This window comes from Frondihabitans australicus, from assembly GCF_003634555.1.
Lineage (GTDB): Bacteria > Actinomycetota > Actinomycetes > Actinomycetales > Microbacteriaceae > Frondihabitans > Frondihabitans australicus.
In genome coordinates this window covers 3,210,761-3,229,477 of sequence record NZ_RBKS01000001.1, presented here as the reverse complement: position 1 = coordinate 3,229,477, position 18,717 = coordinate 3,210,761, and the positions used below count along the sequence as shown (strand labels likewise).

General features: G+C 71.6%; 23 protein-coding genes. 8 read left to right on the top strand and 15 right to left on the bottom strand.

Going from position 1 to position 18,717, the window contains the following annotated elements:
• Nucleotides 1–37: 37 nt before the first annotated feature.
• Nucleotides 38–1,156 (bottom strand): hypothetical protein, encoded by a 1,119-nt coding sequence (locus tag C8E83_RS15370; RefSeq protein ID WP_121370815.1) that lies wholly within the window; start codon nucleotides 1,154–1,156, stop codon nucleotides 38–40.
• A gap of 156 nt (nucleotides 1,157–1,312) precedes the next feature.
• Here C8E83_RS15370 and C8E83_RS15365 point away from each other — a divergent pair, with 156 nt between their 5' ends.
• Nucleotides 1,313–1,837 (top strand): GNAT family N-acetyltransferase, encoded by a 525-nt coding sequence (locus C8E83_RS15365; protein WP_121370813.1) that lies wholly within the window; start codon nucleotides 1,313–1,315, stop codon nucleotides 1,835–1,837.
• Here the strand turns inward: C8E83_RS15365 and C8E83_RS15360 are convergent.
• Nucleotides 1,834–2,589, bottom strand: coding sequence for an SDR family oxidoreductase (locus tag C8E83_RS15360; protein WP_121370811.1), 756 nt, complete (start codon nucleotides 2,587–2,589; stop codon nucleotides 1,834–1,836). The two genes, C8E83_RS15365 and C8E83_RS15360, sit on opposite strands and share 4 nt — an antisense overlap.
• Nucleotides 2,590–2,641: 52 nt before the next feature.
• On the opposite strand from C8E83_RS15360, the gene C8E83_RS15355 reads away from it, so the two are divergent.
• Nucleotides 2,642–3,076: a MarR family winged helix-turn-helix transcriptional regulator gene (locus C8E83_RS15355; RefSeq protein ID WP_121370809.1), complete on the top strand. Its 435-nt coding sequence runs from the start codon at nucleotides 2,642–2,644 to the stop codon at nucleotides 3,074–3,076.
• Between the two features lie 132 nt (nucleotides 3,077–3,208).
• Here the strand turns inward: C8E83_RS15355 and C8E83_RS15350 are convergent, their stop codons facing one another.
• Nucleotides 3,209–3,574 (bottom strand): VOC family protein, encoded by a 366-nt coding sequence (locus C8E83_RS15350; protein WP_121370807.1) that lies wholly within the window; start codon nucleotides 3,572–3,574, stop codon nucleotides 3,209–3,211.
• A 78-nt stretch (nucleotides 3,575–3,652) separates the two neighbouring features.
• Between C8E83_RS15350 and C8E83_RS15345 the strand changes: the two genes are divergently transcribed.
• The gene (locus tag C8E83_RS15345) at nucleotides 3,653–4,102 is read left to right on the top strand and encodes a MarR family winged helix-turn-helix transcriptional regulator (protein WP_121370806.1); all 450 of its coding nucleotides are present in this window, start codon (nucleotides 3,653–3,655) and stop codon (nucleotides 4,100–4,102) included.
• A gap of 57 nt (nucleotides 4,103–4,159) precedes the next feature.
• On the top strand, nucleotides 4,160–4,507 hold the full coding sequence (locus tag C8E83_RS15340) for a hypothetical protein (protein ID WP_121370804.1): 348 nt from the start codon (nucleotides 4,160–4,162) through the stop codon (nucleotides 4,505–4,507).
• A gap of 95 nt (nucleotides 4,508–4,602) precedes the next feature.
• Here C8E83_RS15340 and C8E83_RS15335 read toward each other — a convergent pair whose 3' ends face one another.
• The 3 genes from C8E83_RS15335 to C8E83_RS15325 form a co-directional block, all read right to left on the bottom strand.
• Entirely contained in the window at nucleotides 4,603–5,442 is an 840-nt protein-coding gene (locus tag C8E83_RS15335) for an NAD-dependent epimerase/dehydratase family protein (protein WP_121370802.1), read from the bottom strand.
• A gap of 138 nt (nucleotides 5,443–5,580) precedes the next feature.
• Entirely contained in the window at nucleotides 5,581–6,159 is a 579-nt protein-coding gene (locus C8E83_RS15330) for a mismatch-specific DNA-glycosylase (RefSeq protein WP_245981710.1), read from the bottom strand.
• A gap of 31 nt (nucleotides 6,160–6,190) precedes the next feature.
• Nucleotides 6,191–6,859 (bottom strand): TetR/AcrR family transcriptional regulator, encoded by a 669-nt coding sequence (locus tag C8E83_RS15325; protein ID WP_121370798.1) that lies wholly within the window; start codon nucleotides 6,857–6,859, stop codon nucleotides 6,191–6,193.
• 106 nt (nucleotides 6,860–6,965) lie between these two features.
• Here C8E83_RS15325 and C8E83_RS15320 point away from each other — a divergent pair, with 106 nt between their 5' ends.
• Nucleotides 6,966–8,135, top strand: a complete 1,170-nt coding sequence (locus tag C8E83_RS15320) for an epoxide hydrolase family protein (RefSeq protein WP_121371938.1) — start codon at nucleotides 6,966–6,968, stop codon at nucleotides 8,133–8,135.
• 69 nt (nucleotides 8,136–8,204) lie between these two features.
• On the opposite strand, the gene C8E83_RS15315 is transcribed toward C8E83_RS15320, so the two are convergent.
• On the bottom strand, nucleotides 8,205–8,786 hold the full coding sequence (locus C8E83_RS15315) for a TetR/AcrR family transcriptional regulator (protein ID WP_121370796.1): 582 nt from the start codon (nucleotides 8,784–8,786) through the stop codon (nucleotides 8,205–8,207).
• Between the two features lie 98 nt (nucleotides 8,787–8,884).
• Here C8E83_RS15315 and C8E83_RS15310 point away from each other — a divergent pair, with 98 nt between their 5' ends.
• Nucleotides 8,885–9,844, top strand: coding sequence for a zinc-binding dehydrogenase (locus C8E83_RS15310; RefSeq protein WP_121370794.1), 960 nt, complete (start codon nucleotides 8,885–8,887; stop codon nucleotides 9,842–9,844).
• A 13-nt stretch (nucleotides 9,845–9,857) separates the two neighbouring features.
• On the opposite strand, the gene C8E83_RS15305 is transcribed toward C8E83_RS15310, so the two are convergent.
• The 3 genes from C8E83_RS15305 to C8E83_RS15295 all read right to left on the bottom strand — a co-directional run bounded on the left by C8E83_RS15305 (nucleotide 9,858) and on the right by C8E83_RS15295 (nucleotide 11,805).
• The gene (locus C8E83_RS15305) at nucleotides 9,858–10,592 is read right to left on the bottom strand and encodes a Pr6Pr family membrane protein (RefSeq protein WP_170159964.1); all 735 of its coding nucleotides are present in this window, start codon (nucleotides 10,590–10,592) and stop codon (nucleotides 9,858–9,860) included.
• A 152-nt stretch (nucleotides 10,593–10,744) separates the two neighbouring features.
• Nucleotides 10,745–11,146 carry an NUDIX hydrolase gene (locus C8E83_RS15300; RefSeq protein WP_121370792.1) on the bottom strand — a complete coding sequence of 134 codons (402 nt, stop codon included), beginning with the start codon at nucleotides 11,144–11,146 and terminating at the stop codon, nucleotides 10,745–10,747.
• 101 nt (nucleotides 11,147–11,247) lie between these two features.
• Nucleotides 11,248–11,805 (bottom strand): TetR/AcrR family transcriptional regulator, encoded by a 558-nt coding sequence (locus tag C8E83_RS15295; protein WP_121370790.1) that lies wholly within the window; start codon nucleotides 11,803–11,805, stop codon nucleotides 11,248–11,250.
• A gap of 80 nt (nucleotides 11,806–11,885) precedes the next feature.
• Between C8E83_RS15295 and C8E83_RS15290 the strand changes: the two genes are divergently transcribed.
• Nucleotides 11,886–12,854, top strand: a complete 969-nt coding sequence (locus C8E83_RS15290) for a ketopantoate reductase family protein (protein WP_121370788.1) — start codon at nucleotides 11,886–11,888, stop codon at nucleotides 12,852–12,854.
• Here C8E83_RS15290 and C8E83_RS15285 read toward each other — a convergent pair.
• The 4 genes from C8E83_RS15285 to C8E83_RS15270 all read right to left on the bottom strand — a co-directional run bounded on the left by C8E83_RS15285 (nucleotide 12,851) and on the right by C8E83_RS15270 (nucleotide 15,965).
• Nucleotides 12,851–13,066, bottom strand: coding sequence for a hypothetical protein (locus C8E83_RS15285; protein WP_147430208.1), 216 nt, complete (start codon nucleotides 13,064–13,066; stop codon nucleotides 12,851–12,853). The genes C8E83_RS15290 and C8E83_RS15285 overlap by 4 nt on opposite strands.
• Nucleotides 13,067–13,194: 128 nt before the next feature.
• Nucleotides 13,195–13,884, bottom strand: coding sequence for a hypothetical protein (locus C8E83_RS15280; RefSeq protein ID WP_147430207.1), 690 nt, complete (start codon nucleotides 13,882–13,884; stop codon nucleotides 13,195–13,197).
• A 205-nt stretch (nucleotides 13,885–14,089) separates the two neighbouring features.
• The gene (locus C8E83_RS15275; RefSeq protein ID WP_121370783.1) at nucleotides 14,090–15,061 is read right to left on the bottom strand and encodes an aldo/keto reductase; all 972 of its coding nucleotides are present in this window, start codon (nucleotides 15,059–15,061) and stop codon (nucleotides 14,090–14,092) included.
• A gap of 28 nt (nucleotides 15,062–15,089) precedes the next feature.
• Nucleotides 15,090–15,965 carry a helix-turn-helix domain-containing protein gene (locus tag C8E83_RS15270; RefSeq protein ID WP_121370782.1) on the bottom strand — a complete coding sequence of 292 codons (876 nt, stop codon included), beginning with the start codon at nucleotides 15,963–15,965 and terminating at the stop codon, nucleotides 15,090–15,092.
• 86 nt (nucleotides 15,966–16,051) lie between these two features.
• On the opposite strand from C8E83_RS15270, the gene C8E83_RS15265 reads away from it, so the two are divergent.
• Nucleotides 16,052–17,437: an MFS transporter gene (locus C8E83_RS15265; protein ID WP_121370780.1), complete on the top strand. Its 1,386-nt coding sequence runs from the start codon at nucleotides 16,052–16,054 to the stop codon at nucleotides 17,435–17,437.
• Here the strand turns inward: C8E83_RS15265 and C8E83_RS15260 are convergent.
• Nucleotides 17,434–18,645 (bottom strand): Fic family protein, encoded by a 1,212-nt coding sequence (locus C8E83_RS15260; protein WP_121370779.1) that lies wholly within the window; start codon nucleotides 18,643–18,645, stop codon nucleotides 17,434–17,436. The genes C8E83_RS15265 and C8E83_RS15260 overlap by 4 nt on opposite strands.
• Nucleotides 18,646–18,717: the final 72 nt, after the last annotated feature.

Below are 18,717 nucleotides of genomic sequence, written 5' to 3'. Positions count from 1 at the left end.
CGCCACGACGCCTGGACGAGCCGACCGACGCCGCCGCTCAGAGCTCGGCGGCGGGGAGGGTGCGGAGGTGGAGGTCGCCGCCCTCCTGCTGCACGACGACGACGTTGGAGCGGTCGAGGTTCGCCATCCAGGTGACGCCGGGCTGCGGCAGCTCGTCGCGGGGCACGCCCCGCGAGGCGCCCTCGTCGGAGATCGGGACGTCGAGGGCCTCCTGACCGGCGATCGACGCGGCCGGGATGCGGAGCAGCGGGTGGCGGGTGTTCGACACGAGGAGGAACTCCTCGCCGTCGCGCTCGTACGAGACGATGCTGAACGGCTGGTTCATCGGCCCGAGCTCGGCGACCGTGCGCCCGCGGACCAGGCCCTCGCCCTTGAGGTCGTCGACGGCGAAGTAGGCGACCGGCGTGCAGGTGTAGGTCGCGAGGATCCCGGTGCCGCCGCCGAAGGCCGTCAGCGCGCGGATCGGCGACTGGGTCTCGTACTTGCCGTGGTCGACGTGGAAGATCTCGACCGACGTCTCGATCGCCGCCCCGTCGAACGGGTAGCTGACGCGGCGCAGGCGCGAGGTGAACTCGTCGCTGCTCGTCCCGGCGACGAAGAGCGTGCCGTCGACCCAGGCGAGGCCGGTGATCGTCGAGCGCTGCAGCGGCACCTGGGCGATGTCGAGGCTGATCCCCTGGAACTCCCGCGGCTGCGACGACGGGTCGATTCCGTCGAGCCACACGTCGGTGCGCTCGTCATCGAGAGAGGGAGCGTCGTCGAGCGCGAACGAGGTGGACGCGAGCCCGTCGACGTCGACCACCTCGACGTCGCCCGCCGGCGTCGCACGGACGATCGCGGGCGCTGCCTCGGCGCCGCGCCCCCGCGCGACGGAGAGGTAGACGTCGTGCGTGACCGGGTGCGCGCTCATGCCGCGGATCGCGACGTCGTCGGCCTCCACCCCGAGCAGCGACGCGAGCTTGGCCCCGAGGCGGTCGACGCTGACGGCGGCGGGCGCAGGAGCAGCGGGCCCGTCGCCCGCAGGAAGCTCGAAGGCGATCACCGAAGCCCGCGCGACATCCGCCGCGAACAGCACGGCCGAGCCGTCGGGTGAGATGTCGGGGGCGAAGAGAAGGGGTCCTGCCGAAAGAAGCGTCGAGGTGGCCGTAGCCGTCACGGTTGTCTCCTGAGTCGAGTGGTGCGCGTCGCGCGTGTGGCGAGGCCGGACGACACTCGTCGGCGCGAACCTACGCCCGGTTGCCGAGCGTGCGCCGCGAGGCGGGCGCCGCGAGCGGGCGAGCCCCTGTCGCAGGAGCGCGGTAGCGTGCGGGGCATGGACGAACCACCCGTCACCCTCCGCGCCCGGGCCGCCGAAGACCTCGACGCGCTGTACTCGCTGGCCGCCGACCTCGACTCGTGGGAGGAGCGCGGACCCCTCGGCCCGGCTCCCCTCAGCCGCGCCGAGTGGGAGGCACGGCAGGAGGCGCAGGCGGCCGACGGCAACGTCCGCTTCGTGATCGACGTCGACGGTCTCGCCGTCGGCACGATCGGCCTCTTCGACAGCGACGAGCTCGCCCGCTACGCCGAGATCGGCATCGCGCTCGTCCCGGAGGCGCGCGGTCGAGGCTTCGGATCGGCGGCGATCGCTCGTGTGGTCGAGTTCGGGTTCGTGCGTCGCAACCTGCGCCGGATCCACCTGCAGGCCATCTCGTCGAACGCCGCCGCCCTCCGCGCCTACGAGAAGGCGGGCTTCGTCGTCGAGGGTCGCCTGCGCGAGCACGCCTGGGTGCGCGGGCGCTACGAGGACATCGTGCTCATGGGTCTGCTGCGCTCCGAGTGGGAGGCCGCGCGGGTCTAGGCGACGCCGCCGTTGACCCGGATCACCTGGCCGCTGATCCAGCCGGCATCCTGGCCGACGAGCAGGGCGACTGCCGAGGCGATGTCGTCGGGCTCGCCGAGGCGTCCTGCCGGATGCCCGTCGGCGATTCGCGCGATCTGCTCGGGCGACTTGCCCTCGAAGAACATCCGCGACGCGATGGCGCCCGGGGCGACGGCGTTCACGGTGATCCTGCGCGGCGCCAGCTCTTTCGCCGCCGCACGCGTGAGCGTCTCGACGGCCGACTTCGCGGCCATGTAGAGACCCATCCCGGGTGTGCCGACGGCCAGCGACGTCGTCGAGAGGGTGACGATCCGCCCGCCGTCCCGAAGGCGGGTGGCCGCCTCGCGCAGCCCTGCGAACGTTCCGCGCGCGCTCGCGTCCATCACGGTGTCGTAGTCGGCGTCGGTCATGTCGGCCAGGCGACCGAGGATGCTCGCGCCGGCGTTGCTCACGAGCACGTCGGCACCGCCGAACTCCTGTTCTGCGGCGTCGAACAGTCGCGACGAGGTGGCCGGGTCGGCGATGTCGCCCCCGACCGCGAGCGCGCGGCCACCGCCGGCGACGATCTCGGCGACGAGGGTCTGCGCCGCCGCCTCACCCCGCGAGAAGTGGGCGACGACGGCGAACCCGTCACGAGCGAGTCGCAGCGCGATGGCACGGCCGAGTTCGCCGGACGCGCCCGTGACGATGGCGACGGCTGTCGCATCCTGCTGAATTGTCTGGGTTGTCATGACAACCAGAATGCGCTGCTAGGGTTGATGTGTCAACCCACGAGGAGCCGACATGTCTGACGATGAGGGTCCGCTCACCCGCGACGAGCTCGACGTCTGGCACGCGTTCAAGCGCGCGTCCGAGGCCGTGACGGCCGCAGTCGAGCGAGATCTCCTTGCGACCACGGGGCTGACCGGCGCCGAGTTCGGCGTGCTCGACCGGCTGCGCCTGAGCGACGGCGCGATGCGACAGGCGGACCTCGCGGCCTCGATGGGCTGGCAGAAGAGCCGCCTGTCTCACCAGCTGTCGAGAATGCAGGATCGGGGACTCGTCACGCGAGAGCTCCACACCCCCTCGAGCGCCACCGCAGCCCTCACCACGGAGGGCTCGCGGGCGATCGCCGCGGCGCTCCCCGTTCACGCTCGTGCCGTGCGCGCGCATCTCGTCGACGCCCTGCCCGTCGCGCAGCGCGAGACTCTGCTGGCTGCGCTGCGCTCGCTCGCCTGAGTAGCTCGCCGGGCAAGCCCCGTCCGGCGAGTTGCCTCGATCTGCTGATCCGGCACAGCCGGCATCAGCATTTTGGGGCCCCTCGTGGGCGCGACGGGGCGAGGGGCAGGGGCCGAACCGGCGGACCGAGCGCTACGCGGCGTGGATGGTGACGAGGTAGCCGTCGAGGTCGCGGAACGAGAACGTCGTTCCGAACGGACCTTCGAACGGAGGTTCGGCGATGGTGGCGCCGGCAGAGACGAGCTTCTCGTGGACGGCCGCAGGATCCTGCGACTTGAACCACACCGCGATGCCGGCGCCGGGCGTGCCGACGGCGTCGAGGTCGAACCCGGGCATCGGCACTCGCACGGCGAACGTGACGGTTCCGTCGGAGAACGCCTTCGCGTGCGGGTTCGGCACGGGGATCGGGGTGAGGCCGACGACCTCCGTGTAGAAGCGGGCCGAGGCCTCGATGTCGCGGACCTGGAACGACACGAAGTCGATGTCGGAGGTGCTCATGGTGGTTCCCGTCTGTTGGCCTGTCGTGGTGAGTGTCAATATTCTGACACTCGTGCACGAGTGTGTCAAACTCTTGACATGAACGCTTCAGCGCCGGTCACCCTCGACGAGAGGCTCGGGATCCTGCTCAAGAGCGCCCAGTCGGTGCTGCACCAGAGCATGGGCGATGCGCTCCGGCCGCTCGACCTCACCGTGCCGCAGTACGCCTGCCTCCAGGGCCTCGCCGACAGCCCCGGCATCACGTCGTCCGAGCTCGCCCGGCGAGCGTTCGTGTCGAGGCAGTCGATGAACGTGCTGCTCCAGGGGCTGCAGGATCGGGGGCTCGTCACGCGGTCGGAGTCGCCCGGCCCGCGCCGCGAGCGCGCCGCCACCCTCACGCCCGCCGCCGTCGAGCTCGGCGGCCAGGCACGCGCGCTCGTGGCCGTGGTGGCCAGTGCGATGCGTGCGCCGCTCGACGACGCCGACGCCCGCCGGCTCGCAGAGTTGCTCGAGGCCTGCCGGGACGCGCTGCTCGCCCGGCCTTCGTGAGGAACATCGTCCGCGCGACCGAGGCGCACTGCCCGGACAGCCCGTAGCGTCGTTACCGTGATCCCGACCGGTGACAGCGCGATCGACGCGCCTCAGGCCGCAGGATCAGCGACGCGCCCGACGTGGCTCCCCTTGGCGCTCGTCAACGCCGCCGGGCTGGCCGCGACAGCCGCCGCAGCCTGGACGTTCGGCGGCGCCACCGCGTCGCCCGCCTGCGACGTGTACTGCGGTCCCGCACCGTCGATGTTCGTCGCCCTGGCGATCGTGGCCGTGGCGTTCCTGCTCTGGCTCGGCACGGTCGTCTTCGACGTCCTCGTCCTCGTCGCCGGCCGCCCCTCCCGACACTGGGGACTCCTCCTGCTCGCCGTCCAGGTCGGTACGGTCCTCGCCGCTGCCCACACGTAGTCGCGACGCCGAGGCACCCCTGACCCGACGCGGAGGAGCCCGCAAGGGCCCACGTCATGTCGGGTCGAGGGTGTCTCGAGGCCGGCGCCGGGAGCTCAGGCCCCGAGGAACTCCCGCCAGCTCCTGCGAGCCGGGGCCCAGCCGAGAGCCCGGGCAGCGGCATTGCTCACGGGCCGGCCGAGGTCGCCGCTGGTCGAGGGCGCAGGATCGGGGGCCCCGACCGCTCGTGCGAACACCGGCCCCCACTCCGTGCCCGCGGCCGGCTCGTCGTCGACGACGTCGTAGACGCCCGCGGGCCAGTCGAGCGCCAGCAGCACGGCTGCGGCCGCATCTTCGGCGTGCACGAACGAGGTCACGGTCTCGGTCGCGGGCAATCCGCCGGCGCGGGCCAGCTCGGCGAACCGGCCGTCTCGCGCGTACCAGGTGCCGGGGCCGTAGAGCTGCCCGAAGCGGAGAACCACGCCGTTCGGCCCGGCGAGCGTCGCGGACTCCAGCGACTCCACGGCGAGGATCGTGGTGCGGCGGGGCTCGCCGGAGTCGACGTCGAGCGGAGTGGACTCGTCCGCGGTCTCGGGCGAGGGCGGGTGCACCCACGAGATGCTCTCGGCGATGACGCGGTCGGATCCTGCTGCCTGAGCGGCTTCGACGAGGGTGGCACCCGCTTCGACGCGGATTCGGGCGTTGCTGGCCGAGGTTCCCGAGCCGAGGTCGGTGAGGAGGTTCACGACGACATCGGGGCGGCTCTCGACCACGGCTGCGGTGACGGCCTCGCGGTCGAAAGCGTCGGCGACCACGGGAGTGCCGCCGAGCGCTTCGATCGTGGCGGCGCCCTGCGACGACCGGGCCATGCCGACGACCTCGTGGCCGGCGGCGAGCGCCAGCGGAAGGAAGGCACAGCCGAGCACGCCGGACGCGCCGGCGACGAAGATCCTCATGGGGAGTCCTTTCTCGAGGCCGGCGCGGCGGCCCCACGCCTCCACGGTAAGACCGGCGGAAAGGCAAGAACGAGTCCACTCGGCGGCCGTTCGGCCGGACCAGTGAACGTGCGAGCAGGCGCGGCGGCAGGCGCCGCGTCAGGCGCCGGCCACCCGCAGAAGCTCGACGCCTGCGGCAACAGCCGCCGCCGCATACGCCTCCGAGAGCGCGTCGAGCGATGCACTCCGGTTGCGCCCGCTCGGGTTCGGCACGACCCACAGGCGACTGCCGCCGAACGGCGAGGGCTGGGGGCCGAGACCGGCGGTCGGCTGCCGGAAGGCGATCCTGAAGCCCGTTACCCCCAGGATCGCCACGACGACCGGCGCGATGCCCTCGACCCGCTCCGCCAGGCCCTCGCGGGCGTCGCGGAGCTCGTCGCGCGAGAGGTCGGCGATCGACGGGGTGGCCCGGCGCACGAGGCTCGTGATTCCGATGCCGCGGTCGATCACCTCGCGGCGGTCGGCCGGCGACAGCTCCGGAGAGGGCCGAATCGAGGGGGCGACGATGCCCGCCCGCTGCAGCGCAGGCCAGAAGCGATTGCTCGGCGACGAGAACGGAGCGCCGTCGGCCACCGACCGCATGCTCGGATTGATGCCGACGAAGAGCAGCCGCGTGCCGGGCCCGACGAGGTCGTCGAGCTCGATCGGGTCGGGGTCGCTCATGGGCGCAGGAGCCACGCGACTCACCCTCGCCCGAGAGCCCTGGGGCTCACGAACGCCCGCCCAGCAGCTCCCGCGCGCGCGACTCCGGCACCCCCAGCACGAGGAGGCTCGCCGTCGTGGCCGCGGCGAGGTCGGCCCTCGCGCCACCCGCCGCTGTGTCGGCACCGGCTTCGGCACCGGCACCGTCAGAGCCGCCGGCACCCCGTCCCCCCGCGGCGAGCGCCGTGTCGGCCACCGTGAACACCACCCCGTAGGCGATCTGGCTCAGCACATCGGGCGGAAGGTGGCGGGCGAACACACCGGCGTCCTGCCCGCGCTGCACGAGGGCGGCGAGCGAACGGTCGACCGGCGCCAGCAGGGCGTGGATGTCGGCGCCGAACTCACCCCGGCGGAGGGCGACGAGCACCCGGTATCGGGCGGCGAGGGGCCAGAGCCGGGCGATGAAGTCGACCCAGGCGGTGTCGGCTGCTCCTGCGCCCTGATCGACCTCCGCGAGAACGCCCGCGACCTCGTCGACAGCCCGCTGCGCCAGCGTGTGGACGAGCTCGGCGCGGTTCGGGAAGTGGCCGTAGACGGTGCGCCGCACGACACCGGCCGCCGCGGCGATGTCTGCCATGCCCGCGTCGGGATTCGCCCCGAGCACGTCGAGCGCCACGTCGAGGATTCGCGTGCGCGTCTCGTCGAGCGCGCGGGCTCGGGCCGTGTCGTTCTCCACAAACTCATCATTGCACAACCGTGTGCAACGGGGTAGGTTGCACACCGGTGTGCATTGCACATCACTGTGCAACGACTTGATGCGCAGGATCCCGAAGGAGCCCGACATGACCACCCCGACCCCCACCCCCGCCGCTTCGGACGGTATCCGCCCGTTCACGGTGGCGATCCCCGACGCGGACCTCGACGACCTCCGCGAGTGCCTCGCCCGAACCCGCTGGCCCGACCGCGAGACAGTCGACGACTGGTCGCAGGGCGTCCGTCTCGACGCCGCCCGCGCGCTCGTCGACCACTGGCAGCACGGCTACGACTGGCGTCGCTTCGAGCGTGAGCTGAACGGCCACCCGCAGTTCGTCACCGAGATCGATGGGGTCGACATCCACTTCATTCACGTGCGGTCGGCGAACCCGGGTGCGCTGCCGCTGATCCTGACGCACGGCTGGCCGGGGTCGAACGCCGACTTCCTGAAGCTCATCGGGCCGCTCACCGACCCGGTCGCGCACGGCGGAGACGCGGCGGACTCGTTCGACGTCGTCATCCCGTCGCTGCCCGGCTTCGGGTTCTCGGGCAAGCCGACGGCGACCGGCTGGACGGCACCGCGCATCGCCGGGGCGTGGGCCGAGCTCATGCGACGCCTCGGCTACGAGAGGTGGGCGGCCCAGGGCGGCGACTGGGGCGGCGCGGTCACGACCGCTTTGGGGGCGATGCGACCCCAAGGCCTCGCCGGGATCCACCTGACCACGGCGTTCGCGGTGCCGGCCGAGCTGCCGACCTCGCCCACGCCCGACGAGCAGCGGGCGCTCGAGACCCTGGCCCTCTACACGGGCGCGCTCGGCGGGTCGAACCACCTGCAGGGCACGAAGCCCGGGACCGTGGGCTTCGCCCTCGCCGACTCCCCGGTCGGTCAGGCCGTCTGGATCTACGAGAAGTACCAGTCGAAGACCGACAACACCGGCCGCGCCGAAGACGCCATCGATCTCGACACGATGCTCGACGTGATCTCGCTGACGTGGTTCACGAACAGCGCCGCGTCGTCGGCCCGCATCTACTGGGAGAACCGCGCCGGCGGCTTCAGCGGCCCGACGCTGAGCCTTCCGGTCGCCGTCACGCTCTTCCCGCGCGACATCCCGCTGCTGCCGCGCACCTGGATCGAGGCCGCCTACCCCGGCCTCGTTCACTTCGGCTCGGCTCCCCGCGGCGGTCACTTCGCGGCGCTCGAGCAGCCCGACCTCCTGGTCGACGAGATCAGGGCCGGGCTCAGGAGCATCCGATCGTGACTCCGACGACCCCCGCGCGGCGGCTCTGCTTCTCGTGGTGGCTCGCCTGGCGGCTCGCCCGCCACTGCCTCAGTCGGCTCCGCGCGATCGCAGACCGTCGAGCGTGAGCTCGACGAACCGACGCGCCGCCGCCACCGAACCGCCTGCCGCGGCCCCTCGCCCGGCACGCAGGATCAGCACCACGTCGTCGACGGTGAAGTCCGCCCGCAACCGCCCCGCGGCCCGGGCCCGGGCCACGAGACCCGCCAGCATCCCGAGCAGCTCGCGCCTGTGGGCCGCGATCACCGAGTGCGCCGAACCCGAGGCCGCCGCCGTGGCGGTGAACGCATCGACGAACCCGCGATTGCCGGCGTTCAGTTCGACGAGCGCGGTGAGCGTCGAGGAGAGGCCGCGCCACGCGTCGTCATCAGCGCACCCCTCGACGACGATGCGCCGACAGGTCTCGAGCTCGATCGAGAACGCCTCGTCGACGAGGTCGTCTCGGGTGGCGAACCGCCGGTAGAGGGTCGCGGGCCCCACCTCGGCACGTCTCGCGATCTCGCGCATTCCGACGTCGAGGCCGCGCTCGGCGAAGAGAGCACGGGCCGCCTCGACGATCCGGTCGCGGTTGTCGCGGGCGTCCGACCTCAGGTGAGCCAGCTCCGTCGTCATCTCTCTCACTTCGCACAAGCGGACGGGGGCGTCCGTTACCGTTCGAGCGTAGCGCGGCGAGTGGCCGCGCGGCGACAAGCGACGAGGAGAGAGGCACCATGAAGGCGATCGCGATCGAGAGGTTCGGCGAGGCGGGCGGTCTGGCGGTGGTCGAGAAGGCCACGCCCGATCCTGCGCCCTCACAGGTGCTGATCGAGACCGAGGCGATCGGCGTCGGAGGCGTCGACGCCGTCATCAGGCGCGGAACCCTCGGCTCGGCTTTCCCGCTCGGCATGGTGCCCGGCAGCGAGGTCGCGGGCGTGGTGACCGCGGTGGGCGCCGACGGCGACCCCTCATGGCTGGGGCGCCGCGTGTGGGCGTTCACCGGCACGAGCGGCGGCTACGCCGAGCAGGCGGTGGCCGAGGTGCAGGATGTGACCGCCCTGCCCGGGGGGCTCACCTCGACCGACGCCGTCGCCCTCGGGAGCGCAGCGACGGTCGCCCGGCTCGCTCTGGATCACGCCCATCTCGCCCCCGGCGAATCCGTGCTCGTGCGGGGCGCCGCTGGGAGCATCGGGATCGCCGCCGTGGAGCTCGCGGCACGCTCCGGCGCTGCCGCTGTCGCGGTGACGGCGTCGTCGGAACCCCGCGGGTCGCGCCTGCTCTCTCTCGGCGCGACGCATGTGCTCGACCGGGACGGCGCCGGGGCTCCGGGAGCACCCGGCTCCTTCGACGTGGTGATCGACATCGTGGGCGGACCGGCCGTGCCACTGTTCCTCGACCGGCTCGCGCCGAACGGGCGCCTGGTCTTGGTCGGCGCCGTCGCCGGCTACCCGCCGGCGGACTTCGGGCAGACGCTGCTGCGGTCGTTCCAGGAGTCGCGCTCGTTCGCGACATTCAGTCTCGCGAGCGTGCCGATCGCTCGCCGCAACGCGGTACGCGCGGCGCTGTTCGACGATGCTGTGCAAGGCACGCTGACCCCCGTCGTCCACGAGATCCTGCCTCTCGACCGCGCAGCCGACGCGCACCGGGCGATGGACGACGGCTCGGTGTTCGGGCGCATCGTGCTCGTTCCGTGACGCGTCCGCAGCGCTACCGCCCGGTCGACCGGGATGCCTCCGATGTCGCTGGCGGCCCGGCGATCAAGGCGGGCACACGAGTCGACACCAGAACGAACACGACTGCGAGCACGAGGCCGATGACGAGAACCAGGAGAGAAGCGACGACCGCCGGCCCGAGCCCGATCTTCGAGGCGTCCAAGAAGGGATACGGGTACCAGCCGGTGATGCCGCCGTGCACGAACGTGTAGAGCAGCCAGAGCACCGGCAGCACGAACGCGCCCGGTATCGTGGCCCAGCCGAACCCCGGCCGTGGGCCGAAGAGCAGCCAGACGGCCACCGTCCACCACGGCGAGATGTAGTGCAGGAGGATCGTCGCGACGAGAGCCCCGCCTGTCAGATGGACGCTCTTCGAGAGCACGACGTCGAAGACGATGCCCGTGATCGTGATGGCGAGGAGCGCGTTGAGACGGGCGACCTGCCACAGACGACTCGTTCGATTCGGGTTCGCGGCCAGCAGGAAGCCGACGATCATGACCGCGATGTTGCTGTCGATCGTGAAGTAGCTGAAGAGCCGCACGAACCTCACCGGCAGCCCGACCACGGCTGTCGTCGCTCCTGAATTGGCATCCGCGCCACCGGTGAGAAGAAGCGTGATCTGAATCACGAGAGCGACCGCCACGACGAGGGCGCCGACGAGGCTCAGGATTCTGAACGCGAGCTCACGCCCCGCACGGGCAGGAGCGGCAGCCGCAGTCGCAGTCGTCATATCCCGATGGTGGCAGAGACGCAGTCGCGCGGTCCAGGCCGCGCCGTCTGGCTCCTTGGCTCAGGGAACGCTCCGACGCATCCTCACTGAGCGCGCTCTGCAAGAAATGAGTCGGGACCTGCGCCTACCGGGCAGCGAGCACCCAGCGCGCGTCAGTCGATCAGATCTCGATCGCGCAGGATCGCCATGAGCCTGCGCTCCGCATCCGTCACGGCCGCGCCGTCCGCCGTGCTGACCCAGGCGAGCTCCTCGACCTCCGCTGACGGCACCGGCTCGCCCTCGTGCTCCGCGGTGTACGCGATGTAGACGATGTCGTGCTCGCTCTCGTCACGTCGTGCGATCACCGTCGCGACGTGTCGGGCGGTCGTCGGGTCGATGGCGACCGAGAGCTCCTCGTCGATTTCGCGCACGAGCGTCTCGACGTCGGTCTCGCCCTCGTCGCGGCCGCCGCCGGGCAGGTAGAACGCGCTGCGCCCCTCGTTGCGTCCGACCAGCAGTCTCCGGTCGCGGATCAGCACCCAGCCCACCTTGTCGGGCCCGACGACGTCGCTCATGGGCGGCACGCTACACCCGGGCAGCGCCGTGCCCGGGTCATACGCTCGCCCGCCGCCGCGTTCGCCATGCCGGTCGACCGCACCCACGCGCTCGGCGCACGTCACTCCGGGCGGAGGCCCCGCAGGACGATCTCGGCGACGGACCTCGCCTCGGCGGGCCAGCCGGGGCGGCCCGCCGAGGCGCCGATACCGTGCAGCACGGCGAGCACGGCCCCGGGCGGCACGTCGGGGCGGACGGCTCCTGCGGCCTGGGCCTGCTCGACCAGGGCGACGACCGTGCGCTCGACCTCGTCGCCGCCGGTCGTCTGCGTCGCGGAGTCGACGAGGGTCGCGAGGGTGCGGGCCAGGGCGGCGTGGGTCACGATGTAGTCGACGAAGCCGCGCACGAAGGCGTCGAGACGGTCGCCCGCGGGCAGTGACGACTCTCGGGCGCGATCGCACAACGCCGTCACCTCGCCGGCGTAGACGGCCGCGGCGAGCGCCTCGCGCGTCGGGAAGTGCCGGTAGAGCGTGCCGACTCCGACACCCGCTCGGGCAGCGAAGTCGTCGAAGCGGAGCTGCGCGTCGCCGTCGAAGACCTCGCGGGCCGCGGCGATGATCGCCTCGCGGTTGCGGCGCGCGTCGGCGCGCAGGGGCCGCGTGGCACTCTCGTCGGGCATGGGCACTCGCATTGACAATCGGAGGCGATCTCCATATCGTGTGAAACGGAGACGGTCTCCATCTTACCGGAAGAAGTGCGATGCGCATTCTGATGTTCGGTCGCGGCGTCATCGCCACGATCTACGGCTCCGCCCTTCAGGCCGCCGGCCACGACGTCGGGTTCCTGGTGCGACCGGGCCGGGCGGCCGAGTACGGCTCCGACGTCCGCCTCGACCTGCTCGACGCCCGCCACAAAGCCTCAGGGCGCAGGAGCAGAGAGACCGTCACCCTCCGCCTCCGCGAGAAGCTCGACGTCGACGACAGGTTCGACCTGGTGATCGTGAGCGTCGGCCACCACCGCCTCGCCGAGGCCGCCGCCTTCCTCGCCCCGCGCATCGGCGATGCGACCGTGCTCGTGTTCGGCAACGTCTGGGCCGAGCCGGCGGACGCGGTCGCGCCGATTCCGCTGTCGCAGGTGGTGTGGGGGTTCCCGCAGGCCGGCGGCGGCTTCGGTGACGACGGAGTGCTGCACGGTGCGGTCATGCGGGCCGTGCTTCTGGGCACCGGCTCCGGCGACTCGTCACGCGACAGCACAGCACGGGACGCGGCGAGCGTCGCGCGCCACCTGATCGTCCTCGAGGCGTTCGAGAGGGCGGGCTTCACGATCCGGCGCCAAGACGACATGCGCGGCTGGCTGTTGGTGCACTTCGTCGCCGACGCGGGCATGCTCTCGCAGGGCTACCGGAGCGGCTCGCTCGCTCGCATGGCCGGCGATCGACGTGCGTTCCAGGAGGCGTTCCGCGGCGCCGGTGAGCTGCTGCCGCTCGTCGAGGCGCGCGGCGTCGACCTGCGGCGTCACCGCTCGGCGACGATGCCGTTCCGCCGGCCGGGACTCATGGGCGCCGTCGCGGCGTGGGCGAGTGCCCGATTCGCGCTCGCCCGGGCGAGCCTCGCGGCGCACACGGACCCCGACACGGCCGAGGCTCGCGCGCTCCTGCTCGATGTCGGTGCCGGCGTCGCTCGGCTCGGCCTCGCCGCCCCCCGGCTGGTCACCCCGCCTGAGCGCTAGAAGTTCAGCCCGGTGTTCGCGCCGCGGCCCCGCCGGAAGTCGTCGGCCATCTCGTCGCGCACGGGGTCGTCGCCGGCCCGGAGGCCGAGGCCCGGGTGGGTCTCCGACTGCTCCTGCAGACGCCGGCGCCGCCGCACGCCCGTGATGAGAAGCACGGGGATCGCGACCAGCAGGGCAACCACCACGACGAGAACGACCACTGCTTCGACCATGGCCCGAGCCTACGGCCGGGCCGACACCCACGACACGGGCACTTCTGCCCTGCCGATGTCACGAGCCGGACGCGCTCGCTCGTCCTGCCGCGGTCACGAGCCGGGCGCGTTCGAGCGGCCCGCCCTCGTCACTGACCGGTCGGCGGGAACTGCCCGGGCGGGTACTGGCCGGGGTACTGCTGCTGCGGGTAGCCCTGTGTGGGGTACTGCTGCTGCCCGGGGTACTGCTGCCCCGGGTACGGCTGCTGCGGGTACGGCTCCGACCCGGCCAGCGGCACGTGGTTCTCGGTCTTGCCCGCAGGCAGGAACACGCCGATGATCCCCAGCCCGGCGGCGATCGACGCCACGAGGAGACCGATACCCGGCGTGATGCTGTAGGCGCCGGTGCCCTCGAGCAACGAGGTGATGCCGCTTTTCAGCTGCCCGCCGAGACTCTGATCCTGCGACGCCAGAAATCGCGACGGGTCGGAGAGGAAGAACCACCAGAACGCCACGTAGACGCCCACCGCGAGGAGGGCGAGCAGTGCGAGGATGCGCCACAGAGCGCCGAGCCCGCGGATCCGCGTCGCGAGGAGGATGAATCCCAGCACGAACACGGTGCCGCCGACCCAGAGCGAGAACTGCCACGGGTCGGGCTCGTAGGCCCCGTCGTTCGTGAGAGTCATGCCGATGCCCCGCGCGAGGGCGGTGACTCCGGGGCCGGTGAACTGGATGAGCGGGAGGATGGCGGCGATCAGGATCCCGAGGCCCGCGATGATCAGCACGACTCCCGGTGCCGCATGGTTTCGACGGTGTACTACCTTGTACGCGTAGGTCACGGTGCGCCTCTCGGGCGTCGATCTTCGGGTGGTGATCGGGGGCGACCTCGCCGGGTGTTCCCGTCGCGGTCAACGTCGGCTTTCACTTGCCCCATAGGGTGCACCCAGGTTGCCTACTCGGTCAAGAGGATTCCTCACGACCCCTCGTGCGTAACCGCGAAGTCAGCGGAGCGGGGCCTCCGGCCCTTGCGACCGGATGACCACGTCAGCGATCGAGCATCTCCATCTGCGCAGGCGTGTGGTGGTCGCCCGACGGAGCCGGCAGGGCGGTGAGCCGCGCCACCTGCTCGGGCGTGAGCTCCAGCGCGTCGGCCGCCACGTTCTCCTCGAGGCGCGACACCTTCTTGGTCCCGGGGATCGGCGCGAACGTGTCGCCCTGCGCCAGGACCCACGCGATCGCGACCTGGGCCGGAGTCGCACCGATCTCGGACGAGATCGCGACGACCTCGTCGACGAGCGCCAGGTTCGCGTCGAAGTTCGAGGCGGCGAAGCGCGGGTTGCTCGCGCGCGCGTCCGACGCCTCGAAGTCGGCGGTGGAGCGGATGCTGCCGGTGAGGAATCCCCGGCCCAGGGGCGAGTAGGGGACGAAGCCGATGCCGAGCTCCTGCAGCACTGGCAGGACGTCGTGCTGCGGGTCGCGGGTCCAGAGCGAGTACTCCGACTGCAGAGCCGTGATCGGGTGGACGGCGTGCGCGCGACGGATCGTGTCGGCCCACGCCTCGGACAGGCCGATGTGCAGGATCTTGCCCTCGGCGACCAGTTCGGCCAGCGTGCCGACGGTGTCTTCGATCGGCACCGTCTTGTCGACGCGGTGCTGGTAGTAGAGGTCGATGCGGTCGGTGCCGAGGCGGGTGAGCGACCCCTCGACGGCCTCGCGGATGCTCGCCGGGCTGGAGTCCATGGATCCTGCGGGCCGGCCGCTGTGCGAGACGAGGCCGAACTTCGTCGCGATGACGGCCTCGTCGCGGCGGCCTTTCAGAGCGCCGCCGACGAGCTCTTCGTTGACGTACGGGCCGTAGACCTCGGCGGTGTCGATCAGGGTGACGCCGAGGTCGAGGGCGCGGTGGATGGTGCGGATCGACTCGTCGTCGTCGCCCTGGCCGTAGCTGCCCGACATGCCCATGCAGCCGAGGCCGATCCGGCCGACTTCGAGGGTTCCGAGAGAGATTCGCTTCATGAGGGGGTCCTTTCGAGAGGGGGGTGCATCAGGCGCGAGCCGGTGCGGCCGCCCACGACGCGAGGAGACCGAGCGCCTCGGCGGTCGGCGTGCCGGGCTCGGCCGTGTAGATGAGCAGGCTGAGACCGTCGTCGGCCATCAGCTCGGTGCCCTCGAAGATCAGGTCGAGGTCGCCGACGCCGGGGTGGTGGAAGTGCTTGATCCCGGTGGCGTGGCGGCGCACGTCGTGGGCGCCCCACCGGGTGCGGAACTCGTCGCTGCGAGTCGACAGCTCGCCGATGAGATCCTGCAGGTCGCGGTCGTAGGGGTCGCGCCCCGCCTCGGTGCGCAGGATCGCCACCGTCTGGTCGGCCGCAACGCCCCAGTCGGGGTAGAAGCGGTCGGCCCGCTCGCGGTCGAGGAAGCAGAACCGGGCGAGGTTCATCGGCTTGCCCGGAGGCATCGCGATCGGGCTCGAGAACAGGTCGGAGTACACCGCGCGGCCGAGCGCGTTCGCCCCGAGGATGTCGAGCCGACCGTTGCGGACGAACGCCGCCGCGCCCGTCATCGAGTCGAGCACGATCTGCAGGCTCGGGCGCACGTTCTGCGCCCGCGACGTGCGGCGGCGCGTCGGGATGACCGAAGCGTTGGCCGCCTTCGCGAGGTCGAACAGGTACGTCCGCTCCGCCTCGTCGAGCTGCAGCGCGCCGGCGACGGCGTGCAGCACGCCGTCCGATGCGCCCGACAGGTTGCCCCGCTCGAGCCGCGCGTAGTACTCGACGCTCACGCCGGCCAGCATGGCGACCTCGGTGCGACGGAGCCCGGCCACGCGACGGTTGGGTCCGCCGGGCAGGCCGACCCGCTCGGGCGTGACCCCGGCTCGCCTGCTCGTGAGGAACTCGCGAGCCTCGTCGGAAGTGGACATGCTCCGACACTACGAGCGAACGACGCCGCGAGGGATGCCCTGGTGTTACACCCCTCCGAGGCGGAAACTGCGGTTCTCTGGGTGACATGACCACGACGACCGCCGCACCGGCCACCTCGCGCGCCCGGCGCACGCTGGCGATCGCCTCGCTCGGCTTCTTCCTGATCACCCTCGACATCCTCATCGTCAACGTCGCCCTGACCAGGATCGGCCGAGAGCTCGGCGGCGACACCTCGGGGCTCCAGTGGGTCATCGACGCCTACACCCTGCTGTTCGCCTCCCTGCTGCTGTTCGCCGGCAACCTCTCCGATCGCATCGGCGCGAAGCGCTCGTTCGCCGTCGGCATCGCCGGGTTCCTCGTGGCGTCGGTCGCCTGCTCGCTCGCCCCGACGCTCGGCGTGCTCATCACCTCTCGCGCCCTCCAGGGTGCGGCCGCGGCGGTCATGCTGCCCGCGTCGATGGCGCTGATCCGCGAGGCCTTCCCCGAGCCGCGGGAGCGCGCCCACGCACTCGGCGTCTGGGCGGTCGGCGGGGCGGTCGCAGGAGCAGTGGGCCCGGTCCTCGGCGGAGCCCTCACCACGATCGACTGGCGGCTGGTGTTCGCGATCAATCTGCCGGTGTGCATCGTCATGCTCGTCCTGATCCGGTCGGTGTCGCCGTCGACACCTCGCCCGACGCCGTTCGACTGGGGTGGGCAGGTCACCGCGCTGGTGACGCTGGGCGGGCTCGTGTTCGGCCTGATCGAGGGAGGTGCGCAGGGTTTCGGCGATCCTGCGGTCGTCGCGTCGTTCGTGCTGGCCGCGGCGGCGCTGGTGGCCTTCCTGCTGATCCAGGCGCGGGTGTCGCACCCGATGATGCCGCTGCCGCTCTTCAGGCCCCGCGGCATGCGGATCGCGCTGCTCGTCGGCTTCGCGTTCATGGTCGGCAACTTCGGCACGGTCTTCGTCAACAGCCTCTACCTGCAGCAGCACCTAGGGCTGTCGCCGTTGGCGGCCGGGCTGATCTTCCTGCCGTCGGCGGCGTTCAGCATCTGCGGCAACCTCGTCAGCGGCACCCTCACGAACCGGTTCGGAGTGCGCATGCCCGTCGTGCTGGGGCTCGCGACGATGGTGGTCGGCCTCGTCTTCCTGATCGTCGCGGCGCCCTGGGGCTGGCCGTGGTCGATCGCGATCGGTTCGGTCTTCACCGGCCTCGGCGGCTCGGTGGCGATGCCGCAGGTGACGTCGGTCGTGCTCGCGAGCGTGCCGCCGGCCCGGGCCGGCACGGCGAGCGCCGTCTTCAACACGTTCCGGCAGGTCGGCGGCGCCGTCGCGATCGCGGTCTTCGGCGTGCTGATCGCCGGATCGGACTTCGTCGCCGGCATGCAGGTCTCGTTCGTCGTCGCCGGTGCGATCATCCTCACCGCTGCCGTCGCCGCGTGCTTCGTGCCCGCCAGGTCGCACTCGTCGAGTGCCGCGGCCCCGCAGGGCTAGACGCCGCCGGGCTGGAGGCCGCGCAGCCGCGTGATCCGCTCGCGGATCCGGCCGTCGAGGTCGCCGAACTCGTCGAGGACGTCCATCACCGCGTACGTCCTGCCGCGGACTCGCTCCGTCACGGCCTCCACGACGCCGTGCTCCTCGAGGGTCTCGACGGCGCGGTAGATGCTTCGCTCGGGCAGTCCTGTCGCCGACACCATCTGCTCGACGGTGAACACCGGCAGGGCCAGGAGCACCGGTAGGAGCCGGTCGACCGAGCTCCCGCCGCGCGGCCGTACGCTCTCGCGCCAGGAGGTCTCGAGGGCGAGGAACGTGCGCGCCGTGGCCCGGGCCTCCCTCGCGGCGGACTCGATGCTGAGCGCCAGATCGCTGACGATCGGCAGGACGTCGCCGCGACGATATGCCGTCAGCAGCGAGAAGTAGTGACCCGTGTCTGCAGCGAGCGCGCTCGCCACCGGCAGCACCGTGTTCGGAGTCACTCCGCGGCGCCGAAGGATCGCGCCGATGAGCGCGCGCCCGATGCGCCCGTTGCCGTCGGTGAACGGGTGGATGCTCTCGAACTGGGCGTGCGCGATCGCGGCCTGGGTGATGGGCTCGATGTCGTCTCGATTCGAGAAGGCGATGAGGTCGTCGAGCAGGACCGGGACGGCGTCCGGTGGCGGTGGGACGTAGAGCGCGTTGCGCGGTGCGTGCGCGGAGCCGCCGATCCAGTTCTGGACATCGCGCACGCGCCCGGCGTAGCGGCGCTCACCCGAGTCGGGATCGTCCCGCATGAGCGCCTCGTGGGCCGCCAGGATTTCGTCGAGGGAGAACTCGTGGCTCGAGGCGTCGATCAGCTTCGTGATCGCCGTGCCCGCGGCCACCATGGAGACCGCCGAACTGTTCTCCCGGAGCCCGCCCATCGCGCGCGCGAATGCGAGAGGCGACGCCTCGACGTGCTCGATCCGGCTGGAAGCGACCGACTCCATCCGGATCAGGAAGCCGGACAACGGGCTCAGGAGCCCGCCGGCCACCGTTTCGAGGTCAAGCGCCTCGATGGTCGCGCGTCGGAGTTCGGTCTCGAGGCCCGCCGGCGGAGTCAGGTGAGCGATGGCCGGGGGTACCGAGACGGCGACCTCGGTGAGCATGCGGTCGTCACGAGTGCCGCGTCGGCCGAGACTGGTCCACGGCACGACGCGCGTATCGTGGGCGGGCCAGACCGACATAGCGGCTCCTCCGTGTCATTTACTCCTTCAATAATGACACTTATGTGACTTAAGTGTCATTATCTTGAACGA